Genomic DNA, 12,586 nt, shown 5'->3' with positions numbered 1-12,586 from the left:
TCAGTTCCTCGCCCTCGGGCAGTTCGGCGGCCCATTCGGCCTTGAAGGTCTCGCCATTGTCCTGCCAGCGGCGGATCAGGTCCTCCCGGCTCCAGACCTCGCGCACCAGCGGCTTGTCGGCGCGAATGATCTCCCGCATCTTCTCTTCGATCGCGGGTAGGTCGTCCATGCTGAAGGGGTCGCGGCTGTCGGGCGCCTTCACGTCGTAGTAGAAGCCGTCGTCCGTGGCGGGGCCGAAGGTGATCTGCGTGCCCGGCCACAGCGCCTGGACCGCTTCCGCCAGCACATGCGCGTAATCGTGGCGTGCCAGCTCCAGCGCCTCGGCCTCGTCCCGGCTGGTGATCAGCGCCAGCTCGGCATCGCCGTCAAAGGGGCGGTTGAGATCGCGCACCTCGCCATCTACGCGCGCGGCCAGCGCGGCCTTCGCCAAGCCCGGGCCGATCGCGGCCGCAACGTCACCGGGCGTCGAGCCGGGCTCCACTTCGCGCACCGAGCCATCGGGCAGGCTGATCTTGAGCAGTTCCGTCATCGTTCCATGTCCATCGTGTCGGCGCGCCATGGCACAGGGCCGCGCGCGCGGAAAGGCCGGCGTTGGATGAGATCAGGATGACGGGAGAACGCCGCACGCCCGCCATCCGGGCGGCAGCGGCCGGCTTCAGCGCGCGACCGACCGCCCCCGGAAGAACCGGGTAGTGGTGGTAGTGCTGACGAATGCCGTGGCCATGGGGTTCATGTAGCGCCGCCCGCCGCCCCGATCAAGCGGTGGTCAGCATCCTGCGGCCAGGCAGGGTCGTCATATTGTGCGTGCCCGCCATGCCCGCGCCGCGCTGGCGAACATTGTTGAGGAAGCGCCATTCGCAGGTCGCGCGCGCTGGCGTCAATTCGACCGCCATGTAGCCGCGCCGCGAGGTTTCGGCGAATTTCAGCGCCGAATTCTTCTCTCGCAGGGCCCGCACCATGGTTTCCGGCGGAATAGCGGGCAGGAAGGATTCAAACCCCGGGGAGGTGACGCCCTGAACGGCAAATTCCACTCCGGCTGGACCACCGTTCTCCGCAAGGTCGAAACCCCACGCGTTGTGGGTGTCGCCGGTCAGCACGATCAGATTGGCATCGGCCTCCTGCGCGCTGGAAAGCAAGCGCGACCGCGCCGCGGGATAGCCGTCCCAGCTGTCCATGTTCATCGGCAGGCCCGCTCTGGATGCCATGGCTCCCGCCAGAAGGCGCTGCTTGATATATGGCGGAACGTCACCGGCCTGTTCGACGATACCGGTCGGCGTCGATAGCGATCCCATCAGCACCTGTTGCACCAGCACCTGCCATGTCTTGCCGGCGGTGCGCGACGCCTTGAGGCCGGCATCCAGCCACTGTTGCTGCTCCGCCCCGATCATGCGGCGGCCGGGATCGACCCATTCGCCGGTGCGGAAGGTTTCAAGCGCCCGAAGCGCGTCATCGGGCGATGCGTTGCCTGCCAGCACCTTTGCGATGTCGAACTGTTCCGAGCGCGCGGTTAGGCGCGTTTCAAGACGAAACAGCGTGGCCAGATCGCCGATCTCGTAACTGGCCCAATCGGCGTCGGAGACGGGCATCCATTCACGATAGGCGCGCATCGCGGCCGCCTTGCGCGCCGGCCACGGGCCTTCGGTCTCTGGCTGATGGTTCTGCGCGCCGCCCTCCCAGCTGTCATTGGCGCTCTCGTGATCGTCCCAAACGCAGATCATCGGATACATCTGGTGCAGGCGGCGAAGGTCCGGATCGCGGCGATATTGCGCATAGCGCGTGCGATAATCTGCCAGTGCGACCAGTTCGGCGGCGGGCTGGACGATCCGGCCCGCAAGCACCTCGTCCGGGGATGGGTAGGTGCCCGGCCCGTATTCGTAAAAATAATCGCCGAGATGGAAGGTGCAGTCGAACGCGTCCGCCTCGGCGGCGTGGGCGTAGGCGTCGAACCAGCCGAAGCCGATGTTGGAACAGCTGAACACCGCCATCCGGAAGCTTTCGGTGGGCCCCTGCGGCAAGGTCTTGGTGCGGCCGATTTCGGACATGGTCCCGTCGGGCGCGATGAAGCGATAGAAATACCAGCGCGCGGGAGACAGGCCGGTCGCCACCACCTTGCAGCAGAAATCCCGTTCGGCAGAGGCCGTCACGCTGCCGCCCGCCACGGGACTAGCGAAATCCAGCGCTTCCGCCACTTCCCAGCGCAGCTGTGTATCGGCGGACGCCGCATAGCGGGTCCAAAGCAATACCGAATTCGCCCCCGGTTCGCCGCTAGCAACGCCGGAGGAGAACCCCACGCCGCTGCTGGCTGCCAGCCCGGGCCCTGCGGCGGCGAGGCCAAGGCCAAGCAGGCCGCCTTTCATCAAGGCCCGGCGGTCGAGGGGGGCGATCGGGGCTGCTGCGGGCGATTCGGTTTGCGGCATGGACATCTCTCTTTCGGCATTCGCACCAAGCGCGCCTGGGTGACCAATCCATGACGTATCGCGCCGGATTCGGCAAAAAGACAAGCGTTGACGTATTTTTGGAAAGCTCCCTTGACATAACCATCGTGGCATGACAAATAGACTTTACATATTGAAAAGGAGTATTGTCATGTCCCGGATTCAAAAAGCACTTCTCCTCGCGGCCGGCATGTTCGCCATCGCCGCGCTCGCCGTCTTCGACATCATCCCGAAGAAATACGCGCAGTTCGCGCCGCTGGCGCTGATCGCCCTGTTTCCGGGTGTCTGGATGGGCGGCAAGGGTTCCTGCAACTGCTTCAAGCGGCGCGAAGCATGAAACTCTCGCGCACCCTCCCCTTCTGGGCTGGGCTCACCTTTGCGACATTCGGCGCGGTGATGGGACTGGCGCTGACCGATGCGATCAACACCGTGACAACGATGATCCTGATGATCGTCCCCGCCGGGCTTTTCTTCCAGACGATGCGGGTCGGAGGCCGGAATGCCGCCTGCGCCCGGGGCGAGGCGCAGCGCCGCTATCTAAAGCGTGTCGCCATCTTCAGTTCGCTTTATCTCGTCGTGCTGGCGGTTCAGGTGTCCTGGCTGAGCGATCATGACGCGACCATGCCGGTCCGGGCGGGGCTTTCCGTCCTGCCTGGCCTGGCCGTGCTGGGAATATTTTGGTCGATCGGTCGGCTCATCCTGGAGGAGCAGGATGAATTCATCCGGATGCTGATCATCCGGCAGACGCTCATAGCGACCGGGCTCGCCCTGGGCTTCGCGACCCTGTGGGGGTTTCTGGAGGCCGGCGATGCAGTGGCCCATATCGATGCCTATTGGTACGCGGTCGCATTCTTTTTCGGCCAGTTGATCGGCGCGATTTCCAACAAGATCAGCTATGATTCCTGGGGTTCGCTGTGAAGAACCGCCTCAAGGTCCTGCGCGCAGAGCGCGACTGGAGCCAGCAGGATCTGGCGGACCGGCTCGAGGTGAGCCGCCAGAGTGTCAACGCCATCGAGAAAGAGCGGTACGACCCTTCGCTCCCGCTCGCGTTTCGCATCGCGGCGGTGTTCGGGCTGACGATAGAGGCGATTTTCTCTCCCGACTGAGTCCAGAAAGCGACCGGAGGGCCGCAGGGTTGCGCCGGGCAGGGTGATTGCCCACTTCCAGCGGCGATGATCGAAAACCCGCAATTCCACACCATGCCAGACGGACACCGGATCGCCTTTCGCCACGCGGCGGGGGCAGGACCGGCGATCGTTTTCATGCCCGGCTACATGTCCGACATGGCGGGCGGCAAGGCGACGGCTCTTTTCGAATGGGCACGGGCCGAGGGGCGCGAATGCCTGATGTTCGATTATTCCGGATGTGGCGAAAGCCCCGGCGATTTCGCCGATGGCACGCTGACCCGCTGGGCAGACGAAGCCATCGCGCTCATCGAAGCCCGGGTTCACGGCGGCGTGGTCCTGGTCGGCTCCTCCATGGGAGGATGGCTCATGCTGCTGGTCGCAGAGGCCCTCGGCAGCGCAGTCAAGGGAGTTGTCGGCATCGCTCCCGCTCCCGATTTCACCGATTGGGGCTATGACGAGACGCAAAAGGGCGCATTGGCACGCGGTGAAACCGTGTACGAGGACAACCCCTACGGACCCGACCCCACTCCCACCCACGCCCGGTTCTGGGCCGACGGCCAGAACCGTCTAATACTGGACCGCACGATCGCTATCGATTGCCCCCTCCGCCTGCTGCACGGCCAGCGCGACGCCGACGTGCCCTGGGACGTGAGCCTGCGTCTGGCCGGGGCGCTGCGTTCCGATGACGTACAGGTGACCCTGATCAAGGACGGCGATCATCGTCTTTCGCGCGAGCAGGACATTGCGCTCCTGCTCCGCACCGTCGCCTCTTTGTCCGGAGCCTGATCCATGCCCGCCGCCCTTTTCCTTCCCCTTTTGCTGGCCCAGGTCGGTGTCGATCCGAGCCAGGGCGGGATCCCCGGCATCCCGGACGAACTGCGCGACCGCCCGCCGCGCACGCAGGTGACGGCGCCAAAAGTGAACACACGGATGGCGCAATGCCTTCAACAGACGCTGGCTGATCCCGAAGGGGCGCTGGCCGCCGCGCGCGACTGGCGCGGCACGGCGCGCGGACAGGATCGGGCGCTGGCCGCGCAATGTCAGGGGCTCTCGCTGGTGAAATTGTCCCGTTATGCCGAGGCGCAGGCGGTATTCGCCTCCGCGCGCAGCGAGGCTGGCGAGGACTCCGCGCTGGCCGCAAGACTGGGCGCGATGGCCGCCAATGCCGCTCTGGTGGCGGGCGATGCGGGCAGCGCGCTGGGTCTTGGCACGGCGGCGCTCGGCGATGCGCGTGTGGCGGGCGACCCGGCGGTGATCGCAGGGATCGAGCGTGACCGTGCCCGCGCGCTGGTGGCGCTGGGCCGGCTGGACGAGGCGGAGGCCGCGCTCGAAGCGGCACGGTCTGCAGAGCCGGCCAATGCGGAAACCTGGCTGCTCAGCGCTACGCTGGCGCGGCGGCAGGGCGATCTCGCGCAGGCGCAGACGCAGATCGAGCGGGCGGCTGAGTTCGCCCCGCGCGATCCGGAGATCGGGCTCGAGGCCGGGGTCATCGCTGCCCTATCGGGGCGTGAAGCTGATGCCCGAAAGAGCTTCCAGTCGGTGCTGGACGTCGCACCCGAAAGCGAACAGGCCGCGCAGGCCAAGGCCTATCTGGAGCAATTCAATCCATGACCGATTTCTCGATCCTTGATCTGGTCCCCGTCCGCGAGGGCGGCACCCTGGAAGAAGCATTCGCCGCCGCAACCAGCCTCGCCCGCGCTGCCGAGGATGCCGGCTGCAAGCGCTTCTGGGTGGCCGAACACCACGCGATGGAAGGCATCGCCGGCGGGGCCACATCGGTGGTGCTGGCGCATATCGGCAACGCCACCAGCACGATCCGCATTGGGTCGGGCGGGATCATGCTGCCCAATCACACCCCGTTCCAGATCGCGGAGCAGTTCGGCACGCTCGCCGCGCTGTTTCCCGGGCGGATCGACCTCGGGCTTGGCCGCGCCCCGGGCGCCGGCCCCGAATTGCAGCGGGCGCTGCGCAAGGACCTCCACCGCGCCGCGGAGATGTTTCCGCAGGATGTGGTGGAACTGCGCGCGTTCCTGTCGGGGGATCCCGAACTGGCTATCCGCGCCACCCCGGGCCATGGCTCGGACGTCGAGATGTGGATGCTGGGATCCAGCCTGTTCGGCGCGCAGCTCGCCGCACGGCTGGGCATGCCCTATGCGTTCGCCAGCCACTTCGCCCCCGATCACCTCGATTCCGCGCTGAAAATCTATCGCCGCGATTTCCAGCCCTCCGCCGCGCTAGACAGGCCGCATGTCATGGCGGCGATGAACCTCTACGTCGCCGATGATGCGGAGGAGGCGGACTATCTCGCCAGTTCGCAGCTCCAGGCCTTTGTCCGGCTGCGCACCGGAACGCCCGGCAAGCTGCCGCCCCCGATCCGCAACTACCGCGACTCCCTGCCGCCCCAGGCGCGCGCCTTGCTGGACCATATCGGCCAGGCCAGCGCCATCGGCACCCCGGAGACCGCCGCGGCCCAGGTGCGCAATTTCATCGCCCGGACCGGCGCCGACGAGATCGTCTTCGGCGGATCGACATTCGACCCCGCCGCGCGGGAACGCTCGATCGCGATGGCGATGTCCCAGCTTGCGGAGCGGTCCGCAGCCTCCTAGGGCGCGGCGCGAGAGAGACGCGTCTTCGGGCGCAGAAAGAAGGAGTGCGCGGCTCCACCCGTGGCGCCGCCCCGGACATACGCATGGCAGCCATTAAAGACGCGCAGACCAAGGCCGAACCGAGCCGCAAGCTGGTCAAATCCCTCACCGCCAGGATGGATGCCTCGCTGCTCCCCGGCGAGACCGCTCTGGAAAAGAAGGAACTGGAGGAAGCCGCCCGGTTCCTGCTGCGTACCGCGCACGAGCGGGTCGGTATGGAGCCCAAGATCGCCATCGAATCGGTGGGCGGTACAAAGCGCATGCTGCGCATCGCGATCATCAATCCGGACATGCCGTTCCTGGTGGATTCGGCGGCGGCGGCAATCGCCGCGGCGCAGGTTTCCATCGACACGCTGGTCCACCCGGTGGTGCCCGTGGTCCGCGACCAGCAGGGCATCCTGGACGAAATTCTGCCAGACGATCCCGAACCCGCGCTCTACGAATCGATGATCTATCTCGAGACGACCCGCGCGGATGCCCGCACCCGGCGCGAACTGTTGCAGACGCTCGAAGAGACCATGGCGGATGTCCACGCCGCGGTTGCCGATTGGACCGGTTTGCAGGACGCGATGCGGGCCGATGCCCAGGCGATCGAGGGTGACCATCCGGAAGGCGCCGCGCTCCTGAACTGGCTCGAAGCCGGCATGTTGACGCAGCTCGGCCATATGGTCCGCACCCGTTCGGGCACCGTGACCGAGCGGCTGGGTATCTGCCGGGAAGGCGCCGCCCCGGTTCTTGCCGATGCCAGCTTCGACCGTGCCTTCGACTGGTTCGACGCTGACGAAAACGCCCGCGCCCCTCTGATCATCAAGGCCAACCACGTTTCGCGCGTCCACCGCCGTGTGCCGCTCGACCTCCTGCTGGTCCCGCGCCGTGAGGGTGGGAAGACCAAGGCGATATCGCTGCATGCCGGGGTCTGGACCAGCGCCGGGCTTGCCAGCCCACCGCGCGCGGTTCCGCGTCTGCGCGCCGAGCTGGAACGGGTCATGGAAAGGCTCGATCTGGACGAGGGCGGCCATACCGGCAAGGCGCTCGTCCACGCGCTCACCGCTCTGCCACACGATCTGGTGATCGGCTTCACGGAAGCCGACGTGGAGCGTGTGGCGACCACCATGATGACACTGGTGGATCGGCCCCGCCCGCGCCTGGTGCTGGTGGAAGCGCCGCTTGCGCGCCACCTGTTCGCTTTCGTCTGGTTGCCGCGCGACATGCTTTCCACGCAGGTGCGGCTGGAAATACAGACCCTGCTCGAAGATGCCTCGGATTCCCAGCTCCTCGATTGGAGCCTTGAGGTAGAGGGGGGCAACCTGGCCCTTCTGCGCTTCGTGCTGGACATCCGCGACGGCGACAGTGCGCCGGACGAGGCCGCGCTCGACACGCAGTTGCAGACCTTGCTGCGCGGCTGGTCGGAAGCGGTCGAGGTCGAGCTGGCCGAGATGGTGGAGCCCACCCGTGCCGCTGCGCTTGCGCTGCGCTGGGCCGATGCCTTTCCCACCGCCTTTCGTGGACGTCTGGGCGCGCACGAGGCCGCGCTGGATATCGCGCGCCTCCATGCGCTGGGCGTTCATGCCGACCAGGACGACGCGCGCAGCCGCGACGCCCGGCTCTATTACTGCGAGCGTGAAAGCCCCGCCTGCCTGCGGCTGAAGCTGTACCAGGCGGAAGGCAGCCTGCCCCTTTCGGACGCAGTGCCCACGCTGGAGAATTTCGGCTTCCACGTGTTGACCGAATTGCCCACCGAGCTGGAGGAGGGGCGCCTGGGCACGATCCACGATTTCCGCCTCTCGCTGGCGCAGGGGATCGAGGCCAAGACGCTGATGGACCGCGCGCAGCCGATCGAGAGCGCCGTCGCCGACGTCCTCAACGGAGAGGACGAGAACGATGTCTTCAATCGTCTGGTGCCTGAGGTCGGTCTGTCCGCGGACGAGACCGACTGGCTGCGCGCCTTCTATCGCTATCTGCGCCAGGCGGGGATGGGCTTTACCATCTACACCGTGGTCGATGCGCTGGCCCGCGCGCCCGAGGTTACCCGGTCCCTGATCGCGCTGTTCCGCGCGCGGCACGATCCCGAATTTGCGGGCGATCGCGACGGTGCGGCAAACGAGGCGAAATCAGCCATCCGGCGGGGGCTCATGCGCGTCGCCGCCATCAACGATGACCGTCTGCTGCGCCTCTACCAATCGTTGATCGACGCGATCCTGCGGACCAACGCTTTCGCACCCGCGGGCGATCTGGCGCTGGCGTTCAAGATCGATTCCTCGCTGGTACCCGGCCTGCCCAAGCCCGTGCCCTGGCGCGAGATCTTCGTCTATTCACGCCGCGTGGAGGGGATCCATTTGCGCGCGGGCGCGGTGGCCCGCGGCGGCCTCAGATGGTCCGATCGGCGCGACGACTTCCGCACCGAAATTTTGGGCCTGATGAAGGCGCAGCGGGTCAAGAACGCCGTGATCGTGCCCACCGGTGCCAAGGGCGGTTTCTACCCCAAGCAATTGCCCGATCCCGCACAGGACCGCGAGGGCTGGGCCGCCGAAGGGCAGGCGAGCTACGAAGTCTTTATCCGCACCCTGCTGTCGATCACCGACAATATCGTGGACGACAAGGTGGTTCATCCGGATGGCGTGGTCATCCGCGATGGGGATGACCCATATTTCGTCGTCGCTGCGGACAAGGGCACGGCGCGGTTTTCCGATGTCGCCAACGCCATCGCGGAACAGAAGGACTTCTGGCTGGACGATGCTTTCGCCAGCGGCGGCTCCAACGGTTACGATCACAAGGCAATGGGCATTACCGCCAAGGGTGCCTGGGTGTCGGTGCAACGCCACTTCCTGGAAATGGGCGTGGACGTGCAGGCTGATCCGGTGCGCGTGGCGGGCTGCGGTGACATGTCGGGCGACGTGTTCGGCAACGGCATGCTGCTATCCAAGGCGATCAAGCTGGTCGCCGCCTTCGACCATCGCCATATCTTCATCGATCCGGACCCCGATCCGGCGGCGAGCTGGGCCGAACGCCAGCGCATGTTCGACCTGCCCCGCTCGAGCTGGGCGGATTATGACGAGAGCGTGATCTCCAAGGGCGGCGGCGTGTTCGCCCGCGACGCAAAGACCGTCAAGATTTCCAAGGCGGCGCAGAAGGCGCTGGGCGTGGATCAGAAGGAGTTCGAGCCCGATGCGCTGATTGCGGCGATCCTCAAGGCGCCGGTGGACCTGCTGTGGTTCGGCGGCATCGGCACCTATGTGAAGGCGGCGGGCGAAAACAACGCCCAGGTCGGCGATCCCGCCAACGATGCCCTGCGCGTCGACGGCGGCAAGTTGCGCGCCAAGGTAATCGGCGAAGGCGCCAATCTGGGCGTGACCCAGGCGGGCCGGATCGAATTTGCTCTGCACGGCGGACGCATCAACACCGACTTCATCGACAATTCGGCGGGTGTCGATTGCTCCGACAACGAGGTCAACATCAAGATCGCGCTCGCGGCAGCCAAGCGCGCGGGTAAGCTGACGGAACCCAAGCGGATCAAGTTGCTGTCCGAAATGACCGACGAGGTCGCCCGGCTGGTGCTGGAGGACAACCGGTTGCAGGCGCTGGCCCTGTCAATCGCGGAGACCGGCGGCGCCAAGGTGGCGGAGGCGCAGCTGCGCCTCATCGACACGTTGGAGGAACGCGGCGAACTGGACCGCGGGACCGAGGGGCTGGCCGACAACGAGACGCTCGGCCGCCGCGCGCGCGACGGGCTGGGGCTGACCCGCCCCGAACTGGCGGTGCTGCTTTCCTCCACCAAGCTGGCCTTGCAGGACGCAATCGAGAAAAGCCCGCTCCCCGCCGATCCGGCGCTGGAGACACTGCTGATGTCCGCCTTCCCCGCGCCGATGCGCAAGAAGTTTGCGGACCAGATCCTGGAACACCGCCTGCGCGCGGAGCTGATCGCGACGAAGCTGTCCAACCGCATTGTCAACCGGCTGGGCATCGTCCACCCCTTCGAACTGGCGGAGGAAGAAGGCGCCACGCTGGCCGATGTTGCTGCCGCCTTCGTGGTGACGGAAACGCTGTTCGACATGGCGACGCTGTTCGCCGACATCGACGCAGCCAAAATGCCCGAAACGGCGCGCCTCCTGCTGCTGGACCGCGCCGCCAAGGGTATGCGCATCCAGATGGCGGATGTGCTTTGCGGGGGCTTTGCCGAGGGCAGCCCCAGCGATGCCGTGTCCGAGATCGAGGCGGATGTCGTCACGCTGGCGGGCGGGGTGGACGAACTGCTGGCCCCCGAAGGCCAGCAACTGGCCCAGCGCCTGCGCACCGAATTCGCGGAAACGGGCGCGCCCGAAGCGCTCTCGCGCCGGGTTACCCAGCTGTTCGAGATGGATGGCGCGGTCGGCCTGGCACGGCTGGCCCGCACCACCGAGATCGAGGTCGGTTCGCTGACCCAGGCCTTCACCGACCTCGGCACCGCGCTAGGGCTGGACTGGGCCCAGGGCACCGCCGCGCTGATGAACCCCACCGATGTGTGGGAACGTCTGCTGGTGGCGGGCCTTGCGCGAGATTTCCAGCAGATGCGCTTCGATTTCCTGCGCCGGCTCGCCCGCCGCAAGGGGGCCAAGGAGGACATGTCCGCCGCGGTGGCGAAATGGACCGATGCAAATGCGGTGGGCGTGCGCCAGTTCCGCACCATGATCACCCGGGCGCAGGCGCAAAGCCCGGTCGCCCCGGCCATGCTGGCGCAGATCGCCAGTATGGCGCGCAACCTGCTGGGCCGTTAGACCATCGCCATGGACAGCGCAGACATCGTCATCGTCGGGTCGGGTCACGGCGGCGCGCAGGCAGCCATCGCGCTGCGGCAGGCCGGCCACGATGCCCCCATCGCGATCCTCAGCCGGGATCACACCCCGCCCTACGAACGGCCGCCGCTGTCCAAGGAATATCTCGCCGGTGAGAAGCCACTGGAGCGCATCCTGATCCGGCCCGAAACATTTTGGGAGGAGCGCGACATCGCACTGCATCTCGGCACCAATGTGGCCGAGGTTGACTGGGTGGCGCATGAGGTGGTCACAGGGGATGGCAGGCGGATCGGCTATCGCAAGCTGATCTGGTCTGGCGGTGGCGACCCGCGCCGGCTGTCCTGTCCTGGCTCCGATCTCGACGGCATCCATACCGTGCGCCATCGCCACGATGTCGATCAGCTGCGCCGCGAACTGGACGCGGGCGCGCGCCGCGCGGTGGTGGTCGGCGGCGGCTATATCGGGCTGGAAGCGGCCGCGGTTCTGCGCAAGCTGGGCTGCGAAGTCACCCTTCTGGAAATGCAGCCGCGCCTGCTGGGCCGCGTGGCGGGCGAGACGCTGGGCGAATTCTTTCTGGACGAACATCGCCGCCAGGGCGTGGATGTGCGGCTGGAAACCGCGGTCGAGCGAATCGACGGCGCGAACGGCCGCGTCACCGGCGTGGTCACCGCCGCCATCGAAGGGCGGGAGAGCGAAACCATCCCCGCCGACATCGTGATCGTGGGCATCGGCATCGTCGCCAGCGTCGGCCCCCTCATTGCGGCCGGCGCATCGGGATCGAACGGCGTGGACGTGGACGAATTCTGCCGCACCACGCTGGACGACATCTATGCCATCGGCGACTGCGCGGCCCATGCCAACGCCTATGCCGATGGCGCGGTAATTCGCCTGGAATCGGTGCAGAACGCGCATGACATGGCGGCCTGCGCCGCGAAGGCGATAATGGGCGACAAGCAGCCCTATGGCGCGCTGCCCTGGTTCTGGTCCAACCAGTATGATCTCAAATTGCAGACCGTGGGCCTGTCGCTGAACCACGACGGCGGGGTGATCCGTGGGTCGGTCGCAGATCGCAGCTTCGCCGTGGTCTACCTGCGCGAAGGCCGAGTGATCGCTCTCGACTGTGTCAACCGCACCCGCGATTACGCACAGGGCCGAAAGCTAGTGGAAGCGCGCGCGGTGGTGGACCCGGACTTACTCGCCGACAGCGACACGCCGCTGAAGGAAATGCTTTAGGTGGGGCCTAAGTCGAATGCGGCTCGCCGTGAAGGGGCGTGGACGAGGTTTGGGTCGTCGCATAGCGCCCGACTGAAAATCGCGAAGCCGTCGGCGCGATCACGTTTCGTATCGATTTTTCGGGGGGCCGGAGGGGGGCTGGTGGCGAAGTCCCCTCTTTGACGGAAGTGTGCCCATCCTTGACCAGAGGTGGTGCCGCTTACAGGACTCGAACCTGTGACCCCATCATTACGAATGATGTGCTCTACCAACTGAGCTAAAGCGGCGCTCATCGTTCCCTTAGGTCCACACGCAGCGAGCCGCAACGCGCAAACTTGCAGGGAAGTGGAGGCCCGAGCCGGAATCGAACCGGCGTGCAAGGATTTGCAGTCCTCTGC

At 66.4% G+C, this 12,586-nt stretch carries 10 protein-coding genes and 1 tRNA gene; 8 read left to right on the top strand and 3 right to left on the bottom strand.

The window, feature by feature from the left end; all coding sequences use genetic code 11:
• The coding region (locus ACFDTG_RS14470) for a TGS domain-containing protein (RefSeq protein WP_375291716.1) at window positions 1–529 on the bottom strand (529 nt) is incomplete at its 3' end.
• A gap of 226 nt (window positions 530–755) precedes the next feature.
• The gene (locus ACFDTG_RS14465) at window positions 756–2,417 is read right to left on the bottom strand and encodes an alkaline phosphatase D family protein (protein ID WP_375291715.1); all 1,662 of its coding nucleotides are present in this window, start codon (window positions 2,415–2,417) and stop codon (window positions 756–758) included.
• A gap of 169 nt (window positions 2,418–2,586) precedes the next feature.
• Between ACFDTG_RS14465 and ACFDTG_RS14460 the strand changes: the two genes are divergently transcribed.
• The 8 genes from ACFDTG_RS14460 (at window position 2,587) to ACFDTG_RS14425 (ending at window position 12,209) form a co-directional block, all read left to right on the top strand.
• Window positions 2,587–2,772 carry a hypothetical protein gene (locus tag ACFDTG_RS14460; protein ID WP_375291714.1) on the top strand — a complete coding sequence of 62 codons (186 nt, stop codon included), beginning with the start codon at window positions 2,587–2,589 and terminating at the stop codon, window positions 2,770–2,772.
• The gene (locus tag ACFDTG_RS14455; protein ID WP_375291713.1) at window positions 2,769–3,353 is read left to right on the top strand and encodes a hypothetical protein; all 585 of its coding nucleotides are present in this window, start codon (window positions 2,769–2,771) and stop codon (window positions 3,351–3,353) included. Before ACFDTG_RS14460 ends, ACFDTG_RS14455 begins: the two co-directional genes overlap by 4 nt.
• Entirely contained in the window at window positions 3,350–3,541 is a 192-nt protein-coding gene (locus tag ACFDTG_RS14450; RefSeq protein WP_375291712.1) for a helix-turn-helix transcriptional regulator, read from the top strand. Before ACFDTG_RS14455 ends, ACFDTG_RS14450 begins: the two co-directional genes overlap by 4 nt.
• Window positions 3,542–3,607: 66 nt before the next feature.
• Window positions 3,608–4,348 carry an alpha/beta hydrolase gene (locus ACFDTG_RS14445; protein WP_375291711.1) on the top strand — a complete coding sequence of 247 codons (741 nt, stop codon included), beginning with the start codon at window positions 3,608–3,610 and terminating at the stop codon, window positions 4,346–4,348.
• 3 nt (window positions 4,349–4,351) lie between these two features.
• Window positions 4,352–5,173 carry a tetratricopeptide repeat protein gene (locus ACFDTG_RS14440; RefSeq protein ID WP_375291710.1) on the top strand — a complete coding sequence of 274 codons (822 nt, stop codon included), beginning with the start codon at window positions 4,352–4,354 and terminating at the stop codon, window positions 5,171–5,173.
• Window positions 5,170–6,168 (top strand): LLM class flavin-dependent oxidoreductase, encoded by a 999-nt coding sequence (locus ACFDTG_RS14435; protein WP_375291709.1) that lies wholly within the window; start codon window positions 5,170–5,172, stop codon window positions 6,166–6,168. The genes ACFDTG_RS14440 and ACFDTG_RS14435 overlap by 4 nt, the downstream gene beginning before the upstream one ends.
• Before the next feature lie 83 nt (window positions 6,169–6,251).
• Entirely contained in the window at window positions 6,252–10,958 is a 4,707-nt protein-coding gene (locus ACFDTG_RS14430; protein WP_375291708.1) for an NAD-glutamate dehydrogenase, read from the top strand.
• Window positions 10,959–10,967: 9 nt separating this feature from the next.
• The gene (locus ACFDTG_RS14425; RefSeq protein ID WP_375291707.1) at window positions 10,968–12,209 is read left to right on the top strand and encodes an NAD(P)/FAD-dependent oxidoreductase; all 1,242 of its coding nucleotides are present in this window, start codon (window positions 10,968–10,970) and stop codon (window positions 12,207–12,209) included.
• Window positions 12,210–12,399: 190 nt separating this feature from the next.
• Here the strand turns inward: ACFDTG_RS14425 and ACFDTG_RS14420 are convergent.
• A tRNA-Thr gene (locus ACFDTG_RS14420) sits at window positions 12,400–12,475 on the bottom strand.
• Window positions 12,476–12,586 lie beyond the last annotated feature (111 nt).

Origin of the sequence: Qipengyuania sp., assembly GCF_042095715.1 — a bacterium.
Classification (GTDB): Bacteria; Pseudomonadota; Alphaproteobacteria; order Sphingomonadales; family Sphingomonadaceae; genus Qipengyuania.
This window is presented reverse-complemented; position numbering and strand designations above follow the sequence as displayed.